Annotated in this window: 24 protein-coding genes; 17 read left to right on the forward strand and 7 right to left on the reverse strand. The window is 70.4% G+C overall.

From position 1 onward, the window contains the following. Positions 1-46 precede the first annotated feature (46 nt). The 3 genes from ACWGDX_RS18740 (at position 47) to ACWGDX_RS18750 (ending at position 3158) form a co-directional block, all read left to right on the forward strand. Positions 47-1102: a zinc-binding alcohol dehydrogenase family protein gene (locus tag ACWGDX_RS18740; protein ID WP_453626878.1), complete on the forward strand. Its 1056-nt coding sequence runs from the start codon at positions 47-49 to the stop codon at positions 1100-1102. A gap of 139 nt (positions 1103-1241) precedes the next feature. After that, positions 1242-1784, forward strand: coding sequence for a SigE family RNA polymerase sigma factor (locus ACWGDX_RS18745; RefSeq protein WP_453626880.1), 543 nt, complete (start codon positions 1242-1244; stop codon positions 1782-1784). 45 nt (positions 1785-1829) lie between these two features. Further along, positions 1830-3158, forward strand: a complete 1329-nt coding sequence (locus ACWGDX_RS18750) for a hypothetical protein (protein WP_453626882.1) — start codon at positions 1830-1832, stop codon at positions 3156-3158. A gap of 25 nt (positions 3159-3183) precedes the next feature. Here the strand turns inward: ACWGDX_RS18750 and ACWGDX_RS18755 are convergent, their stop codons facing one another. After that, a complete protein-coding gene (locus ACWGDX_RS18755; RefSeq protein ID WP_453626884.1) occupies positions 3184-4899 on the reverse strand; it encodes a bifunctional 3'-5' exonuclease/DNA polymerase in 1716 nt (571 codons plus the stop codon). A gap of 138 nt (positions 4900-5037) precedes the next feature. On the opposite strand from ACWGDX_RS18755, the gene ACWGDX_RS18760 reads away from it, so the two are divergent. Next, a complete protein-coding gene (locus ACWGDX_RS18760) occupies positions 5038-5952 on the forward strand; it encodes an NADP-dependent oxidoreductase (protein WP_453626886.1) in 915 nt (304 codons plus the stop codon). Positions 5953-6038: 86 nt separating this feature from the next. Continuing rightward, positions 6039-6512, forward strand: coding sequence for an ATP-binding protein (locus tag ACWGDX_RS18765; protein WP_453626888.1), 474 nt, complete (start codon positions 6039-6041; stop codon positions 6510-6512). A gap of 38 nt (positions 6513-6550) precedes the next feature. Here the strand turns inward: ACWGDX_RS18765 and ACWGDX_RS18770 are convergent, their stop codons facing one another. Then, positions 6551-7114 (reverse strand): sugar O-acetyltransferase, encoded by a 564-nt coding sequence (locus tag ACWGDX_RS18770; RefSeq protein WP_453626889.1) that lies wholly within the window; start codon positions 7112-7114, stop codon positions 6551-6553. Between the two features lie 162 nt (positions 7115-7276). On the opposite strand from ACWGDX_RS18770, the gene ACWGDX_RS18775 reads away from it, so the two are divergent. After that, positions 7277-8524 (forward strand): DUF2786 domain-containing protein, encoded by a 1248-nt coding sequence (locus ACWGDX_RS18775; RefSeq protein ID WP_453626891.1) that lies wholly within the window; start codon positions 7277-7279, stop codon positions 8522-8524. A 37-nt stretch (positions 8525-8561) separates the two neighbouring features. Here the strand turns inward: ACWGDX_RS18775 and ACWGDX_RS18780 are convergent, their stop codons facing one another. From ACWGDX_RS18780 to rpmB, 3 genes are read right to left on the reverse strand one after another with little or no spacing between them, the layout of a single operon-like run. Then, entirely contained in the window at positions 8562-9092 is a 531-nt protein-coding gene (locus ACWGDX_RS18780; protein WP_453626960.1) for a hypothetical protein, read from the reverse strand. Between the two features lie 38 nt (positions 9093-9130). Beyond that, complete coding sequence (rpsN, locus tag ACWGDX_RS18785; protein WP_365903487.1) at positions 9131-9436, reverse strand: 30S ribosomal protein S14; 306 nt, start codon at positions 9434-9436, stop codon at positions 9131-9133. Next, the gene (gene rpmB / locus ACWGDX_RS18790; RefSeq protein ID WP_453626962.1) at positions 9436-9672 is read right to left on the reverse strand and encodes a 50S ribosomal protein L28; all 237 of its coding nucleotides are present in this window, start codon (positions 9670-9672) and stop codon (positions 9436-9438) included. The genes rpsN and rpmB overlap by 1 nt, the downstream gene beginning before the upstream one ends. Before the next feature lie 52 nt (positions 9673-9724). Here rpmB and rpmG point away from each other — a divergent pair, with 52 nt between their 5' ends. From rpmG to ACWGDX_RS18815, 5 genes are all read left to right on the forward strand, one after another. After that, entirely contained in the window at positions 9725-9889 is a 165-nt protein-coding gene (gene rpmG / locus ACWGDX_RS18795; protein WP_453626893.1) for a 50S ribosomal protein L33, read from the forward strand. Positions 9890-9896: 7 nt separating this feature from the next. Then, positions 9897-10154 (forward strand): type B 50S ribosomal protein L31, encoded by a 258-nt coding sequence (locus ACWGDX_RS18800; RefSeq protein WP_453626895.1) that lies wholly within the window; start codon positions 9897-9899, stop codon positions 10152-10154. A gap of 119 nt (positions 10155-10273) precedes the next feature. Further along, positions 10274-11407, forward strand: coding sequence for a CobW family GTP-binding protein (locus ACWGDX_RS18805; RefSeq protein ID WP_453626964.1), 1134 nt, complete (start codon positions 10274-10276; stop codon positions 11405-11407). Then, positions 11407-11643 (forward strand): 30S ribosomal protein S18, encoded by a 237-nt coding sequence (gene rpsR, locus ACWGDX_RS18810; RefSeq protein ID WP_363082461.1) that lies wholly within the window; start codon positions 11407-11409, stop codon positions 11641-11643. Before ACWGDX_RS18805 ends, rpsR begins: the two co-directional genes overlap by 1 nt. Positions 11644-11929: 286 nt before the next feature. Continuing rightward, the gene (locus ACWGDX_RS18815; RefSeq protein ID WP_363082460.1) at positions 11930-12172 is read left to right on the forward strand and encodes a DUF397 domain-containing protein; all 243 of its coding nucleotides are present in this window, start codon (positions 11930-11932) and stop codon (positions 12170-12172) included. Positions 12173-12624: 452 nt separating this feature from the next. Here ACWGDX_RS18815 and ACWGDX_RS18820 read toward each other — a convergent pair whose 3' ends face one another. Further along, on the reverse strand, positions 12625-13119 hold the full coding sequence (locus ACWGDX_RS18820; RefSeq protein WP_363082459.1) for an ATP-binding protein: 495 nt from the start codon (positions 13117-13119) through the stop codon (positions 12625-12627). Positions 13120-13434: 315 nt separating this feature from the next. Between ACWGDX_RS18820 and ACWGDX_RS18825 the strand changes: the two genes are divergently transcribed. The 5 genes from ACWGDX_RS18825 to ACWGDX_RS18845 all read left to right on the forward strand — a co-directional run bounded on the left by ACWGDX_RS18825 (position 13435) and on the right by ACWGDX_RS18845 (position 18556). Further along, positions 13435-14316 carry a helix-turn-helix domain-containing protein gene (locus ACWGDX_RS18825; RefSeq protein WP_363082458.1) on the forward strand — a complete coding sequence of 294 codons (882 nt, stop codon included), beginning with the start codon at positions 13435-13437 and terminating at the stop codon, positions 14314-14316. A 54-nt stretch (positions 14317-14370) separates the two neighbouring features. Then, a complete protein-coding gene (locus ACWGDX_RS18830) occupies positions 14371-15837 on the forward strand; it encodes an aldehyde dehydrogenase family protein (protein WP_363082457.1) in 1467 nt (488 codons plus the stop codon). Between the two features lie 78 nt (positions 15838-15915). Further along, positions 15916-16557, forward strand: a complete 642-nt coding sequence (locus ACWGDX_RS18835) for a PadR family transcriptional regulator (protein WP_453626899.1) — start codon at positions 15916-15918, stop codon at positions 16555-16557. 128 nt (positions 16558-16685) lie between these two features. Next, the gene (locus ACWGDX_RS18840) at positions 16686-17714 is read left to right on the forward strand and encodes an ATP-binding cassette domain-containing protein (RefSeq protein WP_453626966.1); all 1029 of its coding nucleotides are present in this window, start codon (positions 16686-16688) and stop codon (positions 17712-17714) included. Positions 17715-17758: 44 nt separating this feature from the next. Beyond that, positions 17759-18556 carry an ABC transporter permease gene (locus tag ACWGDX_RS18845; protein WP_453626968.1) on the forward strand — a complete coding sequence of 266 codons (798 nt, stop codon included), beginning with the start codon at positions 17759-17761 and terminating at the stop codon, positions 18554-18556. Positions 18557-18689: 133 nt separating this feature from the next. Here the strand turns inward: ACWGDX_RS18845 and ACWGDX_RS18850 are convergent, their stop codons facing one another. Then, on the reverse strand, positions 18690-20126 hold the full coding sequence (locus ACWGDX_RS18850; RefSeq protein WP_453626901.1) for a glutamate decarboxylase: 1437 nt from the start codon (positions 20124-20126) through the stop codon (positions 18690-18692). 194 nt (positions 20127-20320) lie between these two features. Here ACWGDX_RS18850 and ACWGDX_RS18855 point away from each other — a divergent pair, with 194 nt between their 5' ends. Next, a complete protein-coding gene (locus tag ACWGDX_RS18855; RefSeq protein ID WP_453626903.1) occupies positions 20321-21055 on the forward strand; it encodes a DedA family protein in 735 nt (244 codons plus the stop codon). Positions 21056-21061 lie beyond the last annotated feature (6 nt).

Genomic DNA, 21061 nt, shown 5'->3' on the forward strand with positions numbered 1-21061 from the left:
CACGGGAGAGCGACCGGACAGGATCAGGCCCCGTTAGCGTGGGTCCATGAACACGAACGCGAACCGTCATGGCGCCTTCGCGGATACGACGATGCCCGCCGTCGCGTACCGCGAGAGCCTCCCCATCGAGGACCCCCGGAGCCTGGAGGACGTCGAACTGCCCGTCCCCGAGCCCGGTCCGCGCGATCTGCTCGTACGGGTGGAGGCCGTCGCCCTCAATCCGGTGGACTACAAGGTCCGTCGGAACACCGACCCCGGCGGGAAGCCCAAGGTCCTCGGCTGGGACGCGGCCGGCACGGTCGTCGCGGCCGGCGACGAGGTGGAGCTGTTCCGGGTCGGGGACGAGGTGTACTACGCCGGTGCGGTCGACCGGCCCGGGGCCAACTCCCGCTTCCACGCCGTGGACGAGCGCCTCGTCGGCCGCAAGCCCGCCACGCTCACCTACGCCGAGGCCGCCGCGCTGCCGCTGACCTCGCTCACCGCGTGGGAGGGGCTCTTCGACCGGATGGGGCTGCGCACCGGAGCCCTGGAGCAGACCGGGGCGCTGCTGGTGACGGCGGCGGCCGGCGGGGTGGGCGCCATGGTCGTACAGCTCGCGCGGGCGCTCACCAGTCTGACGGTGATCGGCACCGCCTCACGCCCGGAGACCGTCGAGTTCGCCCGCCGGATGGGCGCCCAGCATGTGATCGACCACCACCGGTCGCTCGTCGACCAGCTCAAGGAGGTGGCTCCGGACGGGATCGACTACATCTTCGGCACGACCGCCACCGACCGGAACATCGAGGCGTACGCCGAAATCCTCAACCCCTTCGGGCACATCGTGTCGATCGACGACTACCCCTCGCTCGACATCGGTGTGCTCAAGCGCAAGAGCGTGTCCTTCCACTGGGAGTTCATGTTCACCCGCTCGATGTTCCGCACCCCCGACCGGCGTAAGCAGGGCCATATCCTCGCGCAGGTCGCCCGCCTCGTGGACCGGGGAACCCTCACGACGACCGCCCACCGCGACCTCGGCCCGATCAACGCGGCCAACCTCCGTGACGCACACCGGATCCAGGAGTCGGGCACCTCGATCGGCAAGATCACGCTCACCGGTTTCTGATCGGGCCTCGCCCCCTGAAACATTTCCGGCGGCTCATCGCGTCAGTCAGATGTAGGGACGTGAGAGGCGGGGACGGGGAACCGCGCGGCGAACGGCCGCGCGGACCTGGGGACCAGGATCGGGGAAGAGTATGCGGCCCGTGGGGCTGTTAGGACGCATCGCGGGGGACGGCGTACATACCTCCCGTGCCGATGACTTCAGAGAGTTCGCGGCCGGCCGCACCAACCATCTCTTCCGTTCCGCATGCCTGCTGACCAGCGGCGACGTCCATCTCGCCGAGGATCTGGTGCAGGAGACCCTGGGCCGGATGTATGCGCTGTGGGGCCGGGTCTCCCGGATAGACAACCCCGCGGGGTACGCCCAGACCGTCCTCGTCCGTACCTTTCTCACCCATCAGCGGCGGCGTTCGGCCGGCGAACGGCCTCTCGGGGAGATCCCCGACACGGCCGCCCACCCGGGCGACGATCCGGCCCTGCGTGTCGCGCTCCTCGACGCGCTCGGGCGCCTCACGCCCAAGGACCGCGCGGTGGTGGTACTGCGGTACTGGGAGGACCGCAGCATCGATGAGACCGCGGAGGCGATGAACGCCAGCCCCGCCGCCGTACGCACCAGATCCGTGCGTGCGCTGGCGAAGCTGCGCGAGCAACTGGGTGGCAGATTCGCCGAGTTCGCCGACCGCTGACAACTGATTCTGTCCGGCTGAACGAGCAGGAAGCGGGGTCGAACCATGCCCTCAGACAACCATTTCGACCGAGCCCCCGACGGGCCCTTCGAGGACCCGCCCTTCGAGGACACACTCGCCGAGGCGATGCAACGCACCGGTGGGACCTTCACCCTCCAGGACCGGACCGGCCTGGTGAACAACGCTCTGACGCGGGGCCGCCGCAGGCTGGCCCGGCGCCGTACGGCCGCGGTCACGGGCAGCGTGCTCGCCCTGGCGGCCGTCGGGATCGGCGGCGGGTACGGAGCCGGACTGCTCGGGGACCCGGCCGGGAAGACCCAGTGGGGGGCGGGGCCCGCCGAGCCCGGGAAGGCGCCGGGGCCCGCCGCCGACCCCGAGAAGGCGCGGCGGGTGTCGGAGCCCGGAGCGATGTCCTCCGGCCCCGCGGTGGCGAGCGGCGGAGGTATCACCGCGATTCTCACCCGGCTGCTGCCCCCCGGGGAGCTGACCGAGATACGGGAACGCGGGGTCGACGGGCTCGGCGGGGCCGGCGTGACGGCGGTCTTCGACGACGGGAAGGGCAAGGCGGCGCTTTCGATCGCGCTGTCCCGCGCCAACGGCCTGAACGGCACGCAGGACGTGACCTGCCCCGACAAGGTCTTCGTGCCGTACGACCACTGCACGAGCGTCGAACGGCCCGACGGCGGCCGGCTCATGATCTTCCAGGGGTATGAATACCCCGACCGGCGCGAGGAGACGAAGAACTGGCGGGCCGTACTGCTCACCTCCGACGGCTTTCTGATCGACGCGAGTGAGTACAACGCCCCGGCGGAGAAGGGCGCGGAGATCTCCCGCACCGACCCGCCGCTGAATCCCGGGCAGTTGAAGACCCTGGTCACTTCGGACAAGTGGCGCGGAACGCTGGAGCGGCTGCCCCCGGCACCGCCGGCGGACGACAACCCCGAGGACGGCGCCGGCGGCGTCGAGGCGCGCGAGATCCTTGTCACGCTGGTTCCCCGCGGGCTGAAGGTGACCGATCGGGGCGGTAGCGGGCCGGAATTCGGCTATGTCGTGGTGGACGACGGCGCGGGCCGGACCCTGGTGCAGATCAATGTCCAGCCCGGGAGTTCGGACCTCGCCGACGAATTGTTCACCGAGGCCACCACCCTGCCGGACGGCACACTGCTCCAGACCAAGAAGGGGCCGGGCGACAAGGGCGTCCCCGGCGGGGTGATGTGGACCGCCGACACCCTGCGGCCCGACGGTCTGCGGGTCGTGGTCTCCGCCTTCAACGCCGGTGACCAGCACGGCCCGCCCACCCGCGCCACACCCGCGCTCACCATGAAGCAGCTCACCGCGATCGCCACCAGCCCGAAGTGGCGCGCGAACTACTGAGCCCCTGTCCTGGGCCCTGTCCTGCTCACTTCGCGTCGGAGTACCGCTCGACCGTCGCCATCGTGAACGAGAACCGCACCGGGGTCTCCCCGAAGGCGATCCGCCCGGCCAGCTCACCGGCCTCGCGGATCGCCGCCTCGACCTCGGCCGACTCCTCCCGCGGGCAGTGCACGATCACCTCGTCGTGCTGGAAGAAGACCAGCTCGGCCCGCATCCCCGCGGTCGCCCGGCGCAGCGCCGCCAGCATCAGCAGGGCCCAGTCGGCCGCGCTTCCCTGGACGACGAAGTTACGGGTGAAACGGCCGCGCGCCCGGCCGTTCGTCGACGCGTACCCGGGGGTGAAGTCGGCGCCGCCGCCGCCCGTTTCCTCCACCCCGTGCTCCGTCCCCACGGGTATCTCCTGGGGAATCCCGGCCTCGCCGTCGTCCTCGGCCCCGACCGCCCGCGGGCTCGTCCGCCCCAGCCAGGTCCGTACGATCCTGCCCTCCTCGCCCGCCCGCGCCGCCTCGTCCACATACGCCACGGCCAGCGGGAACCTCCGGCGCAGCGCGGCCAGATTCTTCAGCCCGTCGCCGGAGGTCTGTCCGTAGATCGCCCCGAGCAGCGCGATCTTCGCATGGGTCCGGTCACCGGAGAACGCCCGGTCGGAGAGCGCGGTGTACAGATCGCCGTCGTGTGCCGCCACCTCCATCAGCCCGGGATCACGGGAGATCGCGGCCAGCACCCGTGGCTCCATCTGATCGGCGTCCGCCACCACCAGCCGCCAGCCCTCGTCGGCGACGACCGCGCGCCGGATCACCCGGGGGATCTGAAGCGCCCCGCCGCCATTGGTCGTCCAGCGTCCCGAGACCGAACCGCCCGGCAGATACTCCGGCCGGAAGCGGCCGTCCCGCACCCAGTCCTGGAGCCAGCTCCAGCCGTGCGCCGTCCAGATCCGGTAGAGCTTCTTGTACTCGATCAGCGGCTTCACGGCCGGATGGTCGATCTCGGCCAGCTCCCAGCGCCGGGTCGACCGCACCTTGATCCCGGCCCGCGCGAAGGCCTTCACCACATCCGCCGGCAGATCGGGCCGCACCCGCCGCCCGAAAGCCTCCGACACCTCGCTCGCCAGCTCGGCCAGCCGCCGGGGCTCGCCCCCGCCCGCGTACCGCTCGCCGAGCAGCTCGTGCAGCACCTCCCGGTGCACATCCGCCCGCCAGGGCAGCCCCGCGCGGTGCATCTCGGCGGCGACCAGCATCCCCGCCGACTCGGACGCCGTCAGCAGCCTCATCCGGCCGGGGTGCTCGGCGGCCGTGTGCCGGCGCAGCTGCTCCGCGTACACATCGAGCAGCCCCTCGAACGAAATCCCCGTCCCCGCGTGCGGCTCGAACAGCGAGGACTGCGAGCCCGGCTCCGCCGAGCGCGCGGGCGGATCGGGCGGCACCGGCGCGTTCCGCAGCCGGGCCCAGGCCGCGGCGGCCGACCGGGGCTCCCCGAGCCGTCCCTCATGGCCGAGGAGCAGCAGCTCCGCCACCTCGATGTCATAGCACCGCTCGATCCGCACACCCGCCGCGAGCAGCCGTGGATACACCTCGGCGGTGGACCGCCACACCCATCGCCCGACCTCGGGCAGCCGCGCCCGGACCGCCGCGACGAGATCGGACTCACGTACGACGGGTCCCGCCGCGCGGCCGTCCTCGCCCAGCGGAGCCAGCAGCGCGCCGCCGCCCTCCGCCGGTGCCAGTGCCCATCTCCCCGTCATGGACAGAGTCTCGCAGTCCGGTCGGACATCGCCCCGGCACCGGCTCGGAAGGCGGGCCCGGCCGGACGACGGGAGGATCGGAGATGTGGCCATGAGCCCCATGACCACGGCCCGCACGGACACGGAAGGGATGCTGATATGGAAGCGGCTGTGTTCGAGAGGTTCGGCGGCCCGGACGTGCTGCACATCCGGAACGTCGACGAACCGCACGCCGGACCCGGCGAGGTCCGGGTGGCGGTCCGGGCGGCCGGCGTCAACCCGATGGACTACAAGATCCGCCACGGATGGATGGAACAGCTCTTCTCCACCCGGCTGCCCGCCATCTCCGGTTCCGAGTTCGCCGGAGTCGTGGACGAGACGGGGGACGGCGTCACCGAAGTGGCCGTCGGCGACGAGGTGGTGGGGTGGACCGCCACCGGTGCCTACGCCCAGTACGCCCTTGCCGAGACCGTCGTGCCCAAGCCGCCCTCCCTGGGGTGGGAGGAGGCCGCGGCGATCCCCGTCGCGGGCGAGACGGCCCGCAGGGTGCTCGACCGGCTCGCGGTGCGCCGGGGCGAGACCCTGCTGGTGCACGGCGCGGCGGGCGGGGTCGGCTCCGTGGCCGTACAGCTCGCGGTGGCCCGCGGCGCGACCGTGATCGGTACGGCGTCTCCCGCCAACCACGACTACATCCGGTCGCTGGGCGCCCTTCCTGTCACCTACGGCGAGGGCCTGGTGGAGCGTGTCCGCGCGGTCGCGCCCCAGGGCGTGGACGCGGTCTTCGACGTGGCGGGCAGAGACGCGCTGCCCGACTCGATCGAGCTGCGCGGCGGTACGACGGACCGGATCATCACCATCGCGGACCCGAACGCGGCCGACCACGGCGTGATCTTCTCCGCCGGTGTCGCCGCGCCCGGCAGCAAGCGCGCCGCCCTGGCCGAGAACGTCCGTCTGGCGGCGGAGGGCGGTCTGCGGCTCCGGGTCGCGAGGACCTTTCCGCTCGCGGACGCGGTGAAGGCCCAGGAGACGAGCGAGAAAGGCCATGTGAGCGGGAAGCTGGTGATCACGCCCTGAGGCCAGGGACGGGCGACGTGGCACAACAGGCTCCTCTCATGGAGCGTAGATTGCTCTCAGTAACCCTTTGATGTCCGAGAGTAACGATGCCCACTGACAGTGGACTTGTGCACGGCGTCTTCGACCCCGGCCGGTCCTGGCTACCCCTGACCCGGATCCCGCTTCCTCACAAGCCGGAGGCGGCTCCCAGGGCGCGCCGTCACACCCGTGAGGTGCTCGCGTTGCGCCGCGTGGACGCCGAACTGACCGCCACCGTCGAACTGGTGGTCAGCGAACTCGTCACCAACGCGGTACGCCACGGCGTCTGTCTCTGCGGCTGCACCCGCGGCCCGGTCTCCCTCACCATCCTGCGCACGGAGAACCGGCTGCGGGTGGAGGTCGCCGACCCGTCCCGCACGCCCCCGAGATGGCCGGCGGGGCCGTGGCCCGCCGGTGTCGACCCCTCGGACCCGGAGGAGGGCCGGGGTCTGCTGCTGGTCACGGCTCTGGCGGCGGACTGGGGCGACCACGCGGGCCCGGTGCGGGGAAAGGTGGTGTGGTGCGAGTTCACTTGCCGGTAGCCGGTAGCCGGTAGCCGGTAGCCGGTAGCCGGTAGCCGCTACCGGCTCTCCAGCGTGCGGACCACCCGCGCCGGGTTGCCCACCGCCAGCACCCCCGCCGGAAGGTCCTTCGTCACCACCGATCCCGCGCCCACCACCGTGTTCTCGCCTATCGTCACCCCCGGACAGACGATCACCCCGCCGCCCAGCCAGACGTTGTCGCCGATCGTCACCGGAGCGGCCCGCTCCCACCCCGCGCGGCGGCGCTCCGTGTCGAGTTCATGCGCCGGGGTGAGCAGCTGCACATTCGGACCGATCTGGACATCGGAGCCGATGGTGATCGGTGCCGCGTCCAGGAAGACCGCGTTGAAGTTGACGAACGTACGGGCGCCGATACTGATGTACTCGCCGTAGTCGCACTGGAACGGGGGCCGGATTCGCACATCCTCGCCCACCGAACCGAGCAGCTCCGTCAGTATCCTGGCGCGCTCGTCCGGCCGGGCACCGCCGTCCGCGTTGTACGCCGCGCAGAGCGCGAACCGGCGCTCGGTGTCCGCGCCGAGCTCCTCGTCGTCCGGGATGTACCACTCGCCGGCCAGCATGCGCCGCTTGTTCTCGCCCATGGATGTCCTTTCCCGTGCCGGAGACAGCCACGGTAGCCCGGCGTCGCGCCCGGGGAGTCCGTTGTCCACAGCCTGTGGACAACGCTGGCCGCCCGGATCCGGCACCCGCCCGGATCCGGCACCGGCCCCGGTCCGCCGTCCGCACCTGGGATCATCGGAACCATGAGTGACACCGATGCCGCGGACGCGGGTGCCGGGACCGTCGAACGGGCCCTGCGCGCCGTGCTCTCCACGCGCGGCGGCGAGCGGAGCGAAGGCCTCGACTCCGGTGCCTCGCTCCTCGCCGCCGACCCGGGGGCCGACGCCGAACTGCGGCTGCGCGGCGTGGGGTTCGTGCGGCTGGCCTGGGAGCGCGGCTGGCAGCCCGCCGATGTCGTACGGCTCGTACGGCGCGACCTCGACGACGCGCATCTGCGGCTGCTCGCCGAGCTGATGGCGGCGGAGGCGCGGCGGTACGAGCGGCAGGCGCCGCGCTGGGCCGCGCAGCTCACGGAAATAGACGAGGAACTGGGTTCGCGGCCCTACCGGGCCGACCGCTTCTCATACGCCACCGCCGTGCTGGAGCTGTATCTGCTGCTCGTCCGGCTGCCCGCGGTCGAGCCGGTGGGGCCCGTGCCCGGTACGCCCGTACATCTGCCGTCCCCGGACGGCGAGCCGCGCATGCTCACCCGGATCCGGGCGCTGCTCGCCAAGGCCGAGGCGACCGGCTATCCGCAGGAGGCGGAGGCGCTCACCGCCAAGGCGCAGGAGCTGATGGCGCGGCACAGCATCGACGAGGCGGTGCTCGCCGACCGCACCCACCGGGGCGATGTACCGGGCGCCTGCCGGATCGGGGTGGACGCCCCGTACGAGACGGCGAAGGCGATCCTGCTCGACGCCGTCGCGTCGGCGAACCGCTGCCGCGCCGTGTGGAACAGCGCGTACGGCTTCTCCACGGTCGTCGGCTTCGAACCCGACCTGGAGGCCGTCGAACTGCTCCACACCTCCCTGCTGGTGCAGGGGACGGCGGCGATGACCCGCGCGGAGGCCGCCCAGCGGGCGGCGGGGCGCAAACGGACGAAGACGTTCCGGCAGTCGTTCCTGATGGCGTACGCCCACCGCATCGGTGAACGCCTGGCCGAGGCCACGGCGCGGACGACGCGAGAGGCGGCGGCGGACACGGAAGGCGGCGGGCTGCTGCCGGTGCTCGCGGCGCGCGATGTGGCGGTGACCGACCGTACGGACCGGATGTTCCCGGAAACGGTGGCGACCCGCGTCCGGGGAGCGACGGACGCCGAGGGCTGGCACCACGGCACGTCGGCGGCGGACGCGGCGCACGTACCGGCCGGCACGGGCAACGCGGCAGACAATGACGGCAAGGACGGCAAGGACGGCAAGGACCCCCGCGCCCGTATCCGCCCCGGCCGATAGCGCGCACCACGCGAACGGCGTTACCGGCCGGCCGAGGCTAGGACGTCGGCAGGGTTGTCGGCAGGTCCTCGGGCAGGTCCTCGGGCAGTGCTCCGCTGTCGGTCTTCGCCAGCGTGTCCTTCTTGCCCTTGTCCCAGGAGACCACCAGCGTCTTGCCGTCGTTGGACTCGATCGACCCCATCGTGCGGTCGGTGTTCCCGTCGGCGCAGGTGAGGGAGAGCATCGGTTCGCCCATGTCCTCCACCGAGCCCTGGCAGACATGGCTGTCGGCGACGAGCGCGACCTTGCCGGCCTTCACGGACAGCGCGACGGCCTTGCCGTCGGTCAGTCCGGCCCAGGTGCCCTCCACGGCGCTCGCGCCGTCCCCGTCCGCGCCCGCGTCCGTACTCGAATCCGTAGCCGAATCCGGAGCGGGGTCCGAGCCGTCGGCCGTCGCGCTCGGCGCGTCGGCGCCGCCCTTGTCCTTGGCCGGGTCGCCGCCGCTGTCACCGCCGCAGCCGGTGAGCGTGAGTGCGAGTGCGGTGACGAGGCCGGCCGTGGCGACGCCGGCGCGTACGAGCTTCTGCACGTTCAAGTCCCCCTTGTCGGTTACCGGACCGCGCCAAGCTACCAGGACGACTTGCGCACTCCCGGCAGATATCCGGCGTGCGCCTGGGCGCGCAGCCGGACCCTCGACAGCCCGAACTTCCGCAGATGTCCGCGCGGCCGGCCGTCCACACTGTCCCGGTTCCGCACCCGGGTGGCACTCGCGTCGCGCGGCTGACGCCGCAACTCCCGCCAGGCCTCGATCCGTTGCTCCTCGGAGGTGCCGGGTTGCCGCAGGATCTCCTTGAGTTCGGCGCGCCGTACGGCATACCGCTCGACGATCACCTTCCGCCGCTCATTGCGGACGATCTTGCTTCTCTTGGCCATCAGACCTTCACCCCCCGGGCACGGATACGGGCCACGGCGGCCTCGATACCGATGGTGTCGACGGTCTTGACCGCCTTCGCGCTGAGCGTGAGCCGTACATACCGGCCCTCGCCCGGCAGCCAGTAGCGCTTGCGCTGGATGTTGGGGTCGAAGCGGCGTGAGGTGCGCCGGTGCGAGTGGGAGATCCGACGGCCGAATCCGGGCTCGGCCCCGGTCAGCACACAGTGGGCGGACAAGGTCACACCCCTCTCTCTTTGGAAATGGAAACCATTTCCATATACTAGCCCCATGGCACGCAACGAACTACGACCGATCATCAAGCTCCGGTCCACGGCGGGAACCGGGTTCACCTATGTGACCCGCAAGAACCGCCGTAACGACCCCGACCGCATGACCCTCCGTAAGTACGACCCGGTCGCCCGTCGGCACGTCGACTTCCGTGAGGAGCGCTGACCGCGAGATGAAGCCCGGAATCCACCCCGCCTACCGACCCGTCGTCTTCCGTGACAAGGCGGCCGACTTCGCCTTTCTGACCCGCTCCACCGCGACCGGCGCGAAGACGGTGGTCTGGGAGGACGGCGTCACCTATCCCGTCATCGATGTGGAGATCTCCTCGGCGAGCCATCCCTTCTACACGGGCACCGCGCGCGTCCTCGACACCGCCGGCCGCGTGGAGCGCTTCGAACGCCGCTACGGCCGCCGACCCGGGGCCCGTTAGTGGAAGGCATCGACAACGGCTTCCCCGGCGACAACGGCCTCCCCGGCGGCGACGGACTCCCCGGTGGCGATCGGTCCGACGGCCGGTCCGGCGATCGGTTCGACGGTCGGCTTCCCGTCGTGATCGTCTGCGGGCTGCACTCCGACGCCCGCAGGGCGACCGTGCGCCGGCTCCTGACCGCCGTGCCCGGCAGCGTGGCACTCCACCACGATCTGTCGACGGCCGCGCGGGGCACCGTCGTACGGACGGTCCGCGACGCCACGGGAACGCTCTCCACGGGGGAGGCGCCGCTGGTCAACGACTGTGCCTGCTGCGCGCTGCGGGAGGATCTCGTACCGGAGCTGGAGCGGCTCGCGGACGGCGGGTTGACCCGGCTCGCCGTCGTGGAGCTGTGGGACTCGGTCGAGCCCCGGGCGATGGCCGAGGTCGTGGCGGCGCACGGAGAGCGTCTGGTGGTCAGCTCCGTGCTGACCGCGGTCGACCCGGCGCTGCTGCTGCCGTATCTCGGCAACGGCGACGATCTCGCCGACGCCGGACTCGCGGCGGCCGCCTCCGACCAGCGGACCGTCGCGGACACCTGGGCCCGGCAGCTGGAGTACGCGCCGGTGCTGGCCCTGGCCGACAGTCCGCTCGCGGACGACGAGGACCGCGCGCTGCTGGCCCAGCTGCACCCCACCGCGCGGCGGGTGCGGATCGACGGCGAGGCGGCGTCCCCCGGGGAACTGGCCGCCGCCGCGTTCGCCGGGTTCGACGTCGAGGCCGCCGCCGCCCGTCAGCATCCGGCGTGCGCGCTGCTGCCGCAGGACGCGGACGAGTGCGGTGTCGGTACGTATGTCTGGCACCGCGCGAGGCCCTTCCACCCGGAGCGGCTCTACCAGGCGCTGGAGGAGCTGACCTGTGCCGCGGCCCGCAGCCGTGGCCGCTTCTGGCTCGCCGACCGTCCCGACACCCTGCTGGCCTGGGACGCGGCGGGCGGCGCGCTCTGTGTGGAGAGCGCGGGTCCCTGGCTGGCCTCGCTGCCGGACGCCGCCTGGGAGTCGGTCCCGCCGTCGCGCCGGGCCGCCGCCTCCCTGGACTGGCATCCCCGGCACGGGGACCGCTGCCAGCACCTGGTCTTCACCTCGCCCGGTCTCGACCGGGAGGGGATCGAGCGGCTTCTCGAATCCTGTCTGCTCACCGATACCGAGTACGCGGCGGGCCATGCGGCCTGGAAGCGACTACCGCCCGCGTTCGACTCCTTGCTGGAGGTCTGATGTCCACCCGTCGCGGGGATCGCAAACCGCCCGCCTCCCGGCCCAATCCACTGGACCGCGCGGGTATCACCTATATCGACTACAAGGACACAGATCTGTTGCGGAAATTCATCTCGGACCGCGGCAAGATTCGCAGTCGCCGGGTGACACGCGTGAGCGCTCAGCAGCAGCGGGCGCTGGCGCGCGCGGTCAAGAACGCCCGGGAAATGGGGTTGCTGCCGTACCGCTCGGTGTGACGCCGATCCCACCGGGGCCCCTCCTGAGCAGGTCAGGAGGGGCCCCGCCATGTCGTACCGGTCTCATACGTGGAGACTGGAGCGGGGAATTGGGATCCGAATGACCGTGAAACGCGTCTCTTCCCAAGAGCACGGGGGGATTCGCTCCGGACGGCCGTCTCGGTGCGGTGTCTGTAATCAAAGGACCACCCCGCGTGCACGTGCATTTGCTCATGCATCAGCACATGAAACACAGCTATGATCCGAGACAGTTGACACCTGCACCTTGCAACTCGGGGAGCGACCTGTGCACCACGTGTACAACGGCATAACGGCCACAAAGCTTCACGGAGTCGTCTGGCAGAAGAGCATGCACAGCAACTCCCAGGGGTCCTGTGTGGAGTTCGCCAAGCTGCCGGGCGGGGAGGTGGCGGTGCGTAACTCGCGCTTCCCGGACGGTCCCGCACTCGTATACACGCCCGCGGAAATCGAGGCCCTGCTGCTGGGGGTCAAGGACGGGGAATTCGATCACCTGACGGCGGACGCCTGAGGCGGACGGCCGAGCCGGGCGTCCCGTACGCGCAGGAACGATCCTGCGCGTACCACGCCCGGCAGTCGGGTCCCTCAGGCGTGCCTGTGCGCCGTTACGGCAACGGCGTGTTTCAGCCACCGGGCCCCACGGGGTGATCCCGGCGAGGTGGTCCGGTTGGTCCGGTCACGGTTGGTCTGGTCACGGTTGGTCTGGTCCTCGTTGGTCCGACCGGGTGCCGGTGGTCCGGTCGGTACGGAGCCACGGGACAGCCTGTACGGAGCCACGGGACAGCGCGCGCGACCGCGCGCCGACGCGAGACCGTCCCGGACCGCGCGCCGACGCGGGCGCACGAGTCGGCCCGGGACCGCGCGCCGGGCGGGGGTCACGGGTCCGGGACCGCGCCGCGCGCCGGTCCGTCCCCGACCGGGCGCTTCCGGACCGGGCGGTCGGGCGATTCCGGACCGGGCGGGTCAGTCCCGGCGCAGCTGGAACAGCGCCCAGACCACCTTGCCGTGCAGCGACCCCGCCAGCGGGTGCCATCCCCAGGTGTCGCTGAACGACTCCACCAGGAACAGCCCGCGCCCCGACTCCGCCGCGCCGTCCTCCTCGGTCTTCCGCGCCGTCGGCCCCGCGTGGCTGGGGTCACGTACCGCGCACACGAGCCGTGACGTCCACCGCATCAGATGCAGCCGTACGGGCGGATCGTGCTGCTCCCGCGGGGTGTCCGCGGGCAGGGCGTGGCGCAGCGCGTTGGTGACGAGTTCGGAGACGACCACCGCGACATCGTCGAAACGGTCGTCCAGCTCCCACTGGTTCAGGGTGGCGCGGGTGAACTGCCGCGCCCCGCGCACCGCTTCGTAGCGGGCGGGCAGAGCGCACGACGCCGAACCGGCGGCCCCCGCGGGATCGATCGGGGGAAGTCCCTGCCTTAACGGCTCGAGCATGGTCGATCCATTCATCCCCATGCGGGCACTCCCGGGATTCGCGGCCGTAGCGATACTGCGGTGGTCCAGCGTCACATCACGTCAAACACGAACGAGTACGCAGGTGCGCGAGGCCCATGGTTCCCAATGCGTAGGGCAGATGCAAGGGCAGATGCACGTGCACGTGCCGGACTTGACCGATCCCGTACCGTTTCTGGCATGTTTCTTCCTGTGACCAATTTTGCTCTCTACGCAAAGCCTTCTTATTTCCGTAATCGAATGAGTACGGGCTGAAGCGTTTTGATGGCAGAATCCGGCACTTGGAGTTCGGGGGTGCTCCGGGGAGAACCACATGCGATGGGGAGGGTTGGAGACGTGACCGCAGCCGAATCGGGCGGTTCCGTGGTGCGGCGCATCCTGCTTGGCTCACAGCTGAGGCGGCTGCGCGAGACGCGCGGCATCACACGTGAAGCCGCCGGCTACTCGATCCGCGCTTCCGAGTCCAAGATCAGCCGTATGGAGTTGGGACGGGTGAGCTTCAAGGCCAGAGACATCGAGGACCTGCTGACCCTCTACGGGGTCGCCGACGAGGGCGAGCGTGCCGCCCTTCTCGGCCTCGCCCGGGAGGCGAATGTCGCGGGGTGGTGGCACAGCTTCGGTGATGTGCTGCCCGGCTGGTTCCAGACCTATATCGGGCTGGAAGGCGCCGCCTCACTGATCCGTATCTACGAGGTGCAGTTCGTCCACGGTCTGCTCCAGACCGAGGCGTACGCGCACGCCGTGGTCACCCGCGGCCAGCCGGAGGCGCCGCGCAGCGAGGTCGACCGCCGTGTCGCGCTCCGGCTGGAGCGGCAGAAGGTCCTCGTCTCCGAGCGGGCACCGCGCTTCCACGCCATTCTCGACGAGGCCGCGCTGCGCCGCCCGTACGGCGACCGCTCCGTGATGCAGGGCCAGTTGAAGCACCTCATCGAGATCTCGGAGCAGCCCAACATCACGCTCCAGGTGATGCCGTTCAGCTTCGGCGGGCACGCGGGCGAGAGCGGTGCCTTCACCATGCTGAGCTTCCCCGAGTCGGATCTGTCCGACGTCGTCTTCCTGGAGCAGCTCACCAGCGCGCTGTATCTGGACAAGCGCGAGGAGGTCGCCCAGTACGAACGGGTGATGGCTCGGCTACAGGTGGACAGCCCGGGACCGGAGGAGAGCCGAGATGTCCTCCGCGGACTGCTCCAACTGATCTGAGACATCAGTACGATGACCTCACATCAGGAGTTTGCACCTGCAGTAAGGGATCGCATGTCCTACTTCACCGATCTGGCCCACCAGTACATCGACGGCGAGTGGCGGACCGGCAGCGGCTCGTGGGACATCATCGACTTCAATCCGTACAACGGGGAGAAGCTCGCCGCCATCACGATCGCGACGGTCGCGGAGGTCGACGAGGCGTACCGCGCCGCCGAACGCGCGCAGCGCGACTGGGCCGAGACAAATCCGTACACCCGCAGGCTGGTCTTCGAGCGCGTGCTCAGACTGGTCGAGGAGCGCAGGGACGACATCGTCGAGGCGATCATCGACGAACTGGGCGGGACACGCGTCAAGGCGGAGTACGAGGTCCGTACCGCCCAGGAGTTCCTCCGCGAGGCCATCCAGCTCGCGCTGCGCCCCGAGGGCCGGATCCTGCCCTCCCCGGTCGACGGCCGGGAGAACCGCGTCTACCGGCTGCCGGTGGGTGTCATCGGAGTGATCAGTCCCTTCAACTACCCGTTCCTGGTGACGATCAAGTCCGTGGCGCCGGCCCTGGCGCTCGGCAACGCCGTGGTGATCAAGCCCAACCAGAACGCGCCCGTGGTCGGCGGCGGACTCATAGCCAAGCTCTTCGAGGACGCGGAACTGCCCGCCGGACTGCTCAATGTCCTGGTGACGGATATCGCGGAGGTCGGCGACGCGCTGATCGAGCACCCCGTCCCCAAGGTGATCTCCTTCGCGGGCTCCGACCGGGTCGGCCGCCATGTCGGCGCCGTCGCGGGCGGCAACTTCAAGCGGGCCATCCTCGAACTGAGCGGCAACAGCGCGCTGGTCGTCCTCGACGATCTCGACGAGGCGGGACTCGACTACGCGGTGGACGCGGCGGTCGCCAGCAGATTCATCTACCAGGGGCAGGTCGGTATGGCCGCCAACCGGATCCTGGTGGACCGGAGCGTCGAGCGCGAGTTCACCGAGAAGTTCGTGGCGAAGGTGACCGCGCTCAGGACCGGCGACCCGCGCGACCCCGAGACCCAGATCGGCCCGGTCATCAACACGTTCCAGGCGGACGCCCTGACGGCGCTGGTGGAGCAGGCGCTCGCGGAGGGCGCCACGGCGCTCGTGCGGGGGCGTACGCGCGGCAATCTCGTGGAGCCGACGGTGCTGGCGGGGCTGGCCGAGGACTCGCCGCTGATGCGGCAGGAGATCTACGGTCCCGTGGTGCTGCTGATTCCCTTCGACGGGGAGGAGGAGGCGGTACGGCTCGCCAACAACACCCCGTACGGACTGAGCGGCGCCGTGCACACCTCGGACCTGGAGCGCGGTGTCGCGTTCGCCAAGCGGATCGTCACCGGCATGATGCATGTCAACGACTCGACCGTGCTGGACGAGCCGCTGGTGGCGTTCGGCGGGGAGAAGTTCTCGGGGCTCGGCCGGCTGAACGGTGACTCGACGGTCGAGGCGTTCACGACGCAGAAGTGGATCTCGGTGCAGCACGGCCGCACGACGTTCCCGCTCTGACGAGACCTTCCAGCTCTGACGACCGCGTGGGGCCGAGGCCCCGGCCGGTCCCTGAGCGGCGGGTCATAATCTGGAGGAATGTCAGCGATCCGTTTGCTCGTACTCTTCGCGGTCCGTCAGCACGGGCGGGCCCACGGCTATCAGGTGCGCAACGACCTGGAGTACTGGGGCGCGCACGAGTGGTCCAACGCCAAGCCGGGCTCGATCTATCACGCGCTCAAGCAGATGGCGAAGCAGGGCCTGCTGCTGGCGCACGAGGTCGCGCCGAGCACGGCGGGCGGGCCGCCGCGTACCGAGTACGAGATCACGGACGCGGGCCGGGACGAGTACTTCCGACTGCTGCGGGAGTCGCTGACCTCGTACGACCAGCGGATGGATGTGCTGTCGGCGGGGCTCGGCTCCATCGTCGACCTGCCGCGCGCCGAGGTCGTGGAACTGCTCAAGGAGCGGGTGGCCGGCATCGAGGCATGGCGCTCCGCGGTGACCGAGCACTATGTGCCCGAGGAGGGCCCCGAGCAGCTCGGCCACATCGGCGAGATCATGAATCTGTGGGTGCACTCGGCGGACACGGGGGCGGAGTGGACGCGGGGCCTGATCAAGCGCATCGAGGACGGCGCCTACACCTTCGCGGGTGAGGGCGAGCCCTTTGTGGGGGTGCTCGCCGAGGGCCAGGAGAACCCCTACGCGACAGGGATCCACGATGACGGGGATCTCGACTAATCAAGTTTGACCAATCGAGTTGCGCGACATACTCTTCGTGTCTCGGTAGTCAAATTTGATTACCGATGATGGGGGATGGGGAGGCGAGGGAATTGGCTGACGCGACGGATACGGCCGATGTGATCGTCATGGCGGGCGCCCGGAAGCGGTACGGCGGGAAACGGGCCCTGGACGGACTCGATCTGACGGTGGAACGGGGCACGGTGCACGGCGTGCTCGGTCCGAACGGCGCGGGCAAGACCACGGCTGTGCGGATCCTGACCACACTGCTGCGGCACGACGAGGGGCTGGTGCGCGTGGCCGGCTTCGACGTACGGACGCACGGCCGGGAGGTACGGCGCAGGATCGGGCTGCTGGGACAGCACGCGGCACTCGACGAGGACCTCGGCGGCCGGCAGAACCTGGCGATGTTCGGACGGCTCCACCATCTCGGCGCGCGGCGCGCGGGAACGCGGGCGGACGAACTGCTGGAGCGGTTCGGTCTGCTGGACACCGGACGCAAGCCGGTGAAGCAGTACAGCGGCGGTATGCGGCGCAGGCTCGATCTGGCGGCGTCGCTGATCACCGACCCGGAGGTGCTGTTCCTGGACGAGCCGACGACCGGGCTCGATCCGCGCGGCCGGGCGGAGGTGTGGAGCGCGGTGCGCTCACTGGTCGGCGGCGGTACGACCGTACTGCTGACCACGCAGTATCTGGAGGAGGCCGACCAACTGGCCGACCGTATCTCGGTGGTGGACGGCGGCCGGGTCATCGCCGGGGGAACGGCGGACGAACTCAAGGCCAGGACGGGCGGCGACCGGATCGATGTCGTCCTGCGCGACGCGGACCGGCTCGCGGACGGGGCCCGGACCCTGGCGCGTACGGCGGGTACGGACGCGGTCGGCACGGACCGGGACCGGCGGCTGCTCAGCGCGCCGGTGACCGACCGGATGGAGGCGCTCACGGAGACCGTACGGGCCCTGCGTGAGGAGGGGATCGAGGCGGAGGACATCGCGCTGCGACGGCCCACGCTGGACGAGGTCTTCCTCCACCTCACCGGCGAGGGGAAGCCGCAGGAGCGGGTGGACGGGAAGGGAGGGGACGCCGGGAGAGGAAGGGAGAACGGGAAGGGAGGGGACGGCGCCGTCCCTCACGGGCGGCGGGAGGTGCCGGCGTGACGACGGTGAACGCGACGGCTCCGGCGCCCGTGGACACGGCGCCCATGGACGCGGCGGGCGGCAGGCTCCGCTGGGCACTCGCCGACTCCTGGACCATGACCGGACGCGAACTCGCCCGCTGGGCGCGGCAGCCGGTCCAGGTCGTCGTCGGGCTGGTCTTCCCGGTGATGCTGCTTCTGATGTTCGGCTATCTGATCGGCGGCGGCCGGGGGGTCGAGGGGGAGTACGTCGAGTTCCTCGTTCCCGGCATGCTCGCCCTGACCATGGCCTTCGGCATCGAGTCCACGATGCTCGCGGTCACCCAGGATCTCAACAAGGGCGTGGTGGACCGGTTCCGCTCGATGCCCATGGCGCCGTCCGCGGTGCTGGTGGGCCGCAGCGCCGCGGACATGCTCCAGTCGGCGCTCAGCCTGGCCGTGATGACCGGCGTCGGACGCCTTCTCGGCTGGCGCTGGCACGAAGGAACGGCGTCCTTCCTCGGCGCCGTGGGACTGCTGCTCCTGTTCCGGTTCGCGATGCTCTGGGCCGGAATCCATCTCGCGATGGTGGCGGGCCGGCCCGAGATGGTGCAGGCGGTGCAGATCCTGGTCTGGCCGGTCGGCTTCCTCTCCAACGCGTTCGCGACACCGGAGTCCATGCCGGGCTGGCTGGGCGCGGTCGTGGAGTGGAACCCGATGTCGGCGACGGCCACCGCGGTGCGCGATCTCTTCGGCAACCCGGCCGCGGCGGGCGGCTCCTGGGCGGCGGAGCACGCCGGACCGCTGGCGGTCCTCTGGCCGGTGGCACTGCTCGCGGTGTTCTTCCCGCTGGCGGTACGGAGGTTCGCCCGGCTCAGCCGCTGAGCGATACGCGGGCGGCGCGCGGGGTGGTACGCGGGGTGGCGCACAGGGCGGCGCGCGGACGAGTGCGCGAGCGGTACGCGGGAAAGCCCCGCCCCCGGAGCGGAACCGGGGGCGGGGCGGCGCGGTACGTACGTCAGTGGTGGAAGGCCGTCGCGGCGGCCTTGTCCCGCTCCAGGGGATGCGGCTGGCGGCGCAGTTCGGGGAGCACCGCTTCCAGATCGGCCATGAGCAGCGCGGCGAGATCGGCGGAGAAGCCGTTGCGGCAGACGATCCGCAGGACGGAGAGATCCTCGCGGTTGGCGGGGAAGGTGTACGCGGGCACGAGCCAGCCGTGCTGGCGCAGCCGGGCCGAGACGTCGAAGACATCGAAGTTCTCGATCCCGGGGGCGATGGTGAAGGCGAACACGGGCAGTTCGTCGCCCCGGGAGAGCAGCCGGAAGGCGCCCAGCCCCTCGATCTGTCCCGCCAGCTTCGTGGCGATGTCCCGGGCCGTCTGCTGGACGGCGCGGTAGCCGTCACGGCCCAGCCGCAGGAACGTGTAGTACTGCGCGGCCACCTGGGCGCCCGGACGGGAGAAGTTCAGCGCGAAGGTCGGCATGTCGCCGCCCAGATAGTTCACCCGGAAGACGAGTTCCTCCGGGAGGTCGGCGGGCGAGCGCCACAGCGCCCAGCCGACGCCCGGGTAGACGAGCCCGTACTTGTGCCCGGAGGTGTTGATGGAGGCGACGCGCGGCAGCCGGAAGTCCCACACCAGGTCCTCGTCGAGGAAGGGCGCGACCATCGCCCCCGACGCCCCGTCGACATGGACGGGGATGTCCAGCCCGGTACGTTCCTGAAGGGCGTCCAGCGCCGCGCACACCTCGGCGACCGGTTCGTACGAGCCGTCGAAGGTGGAGCCCAGCACGGCCACGACGCCGATGGTGTTCTCGTCGCAGAGAGCGACGGCGGCCCGCGGATCGATATGGAAGCGGTCTCCCTCCATGGGCACCGTCCGCGCCTCCACCTCCCAGAAGTCGCAGAACTTCTCCCAGCAGACCTGGACATTGACGCCCATGACGAGATTGGGCCGGGCGCTCGCCGGATAGCGCTCCGCGTTGCGCTTGGTCCAGCGGCGCTTGAACGCCATTCCGGCGAGCATGCACGCCTCGCTGGACCCGGTCGTCGAACAGCCGACGGCCGCCGCGGGGTCCGGGGCGTTCCACAGGTCGGCGAGCATCACCACACACCGCCGCTCCAGCTCGGCCGTCCGCGGGTACTCGTCCTTGTCGATCATGTTCTTGTCCCGGCACTCCGACAGGAGCACCGTGGCCTGCGGCTCCATCCAGGTGGTGACGAAGGTGGCGAGATTGAGCCGGGAGTTGCCGTCGAGCATCAACTCGTCATGGACGAGCTGATACGCGACATTGGGCGGGATCGGCCCGTCGGGAAGGCGGTGCACGGGCGGGGCCGACGTCATTCCGCTGATCGGATCGGCCTCGCCGTAGAAGGGGTTGAGCGACAGCCTCCGCTGCTCGGCGCGCTCGGCCTCGGGGACACCGGCTCGTCTGTCCGCGCCTCGGTGGAGTGGCATCGGCGGTTCTCCTCGGGGCATCAGCGCGGCCGGTTTTCCTTATTTATGCCCGAAATATAACCGTGGCGCATCCGAGGGGCGGACCAAGGGAACCAGGTGGAACCTGGAGGAGTGGACAGGCGTTGATAGCTTGTGCGCGGCCGACCACGCCGAATTGACGATCGACCGACTATCGACACAGGAGTCCGGAAACCGTGACCACCTTTGCGCTCGGACCAAGCTGGCTGGACCCGGACTATCTGATCGGGACCTTCGGGCTCATCGGTGTTCTGGCCATCGTCTTCGCCGAGTCCGGCCTTCTCATCGGTTTCTTCCTGCCGGGTGACTCGCTGCTCTTCACCACCGGCCTGCTGGTGACGGCGGGCACACTCGACTACCCCCTCTGGCTGGTCTGCGTTCTGGTGGTGCTCGCCGCGATCATCGGTGACCAGGTCGGCTATCTCTTCGGCCGGAAGGTCGGGCCCGCGCTCTTCAAGCGCCCGGACTCCAAGCTCTTCAAGCAGGAGAACGTCGAGAAGGCGCACGAATTCTTCGAGAAGTACGGCCCCAAGTCTCTGGTGCTGGCGCGCTTCGTGCCCGTCGTGCGGACGTTCACCCCGATCATCGCCGGTGTGAGCCGGATGAACTACCGCTCGTTCATCATCTTCAATGTCATCGGCGGCACGCTCTGGGGCGCGGGGGTCACGCTGCTCGGGGCCGCGCTCGGCAAGATCGAGTTCGTCACCCAGCACATCGAGATGATCCTGATCGGCATCGTGGTGATCTCGGTGCTGCCGATCGTGATCGAGTTCCTGCGGGCCCGCTCCAAGTCCAAGAAGGCCGCCGCGCTGACGGAGGAGCACCAGGCTCCCGGTATGCCCGCCCCGGAGGCACCCGGCGCCCCCGGTGCCCCGGGCGGCGGCCAGCGCGGCCGCCACGCCAAGCGCTGACCCGGC

The organism is Streptomyces sp. NPDC055025 (genome assembly GCF_053608565.1).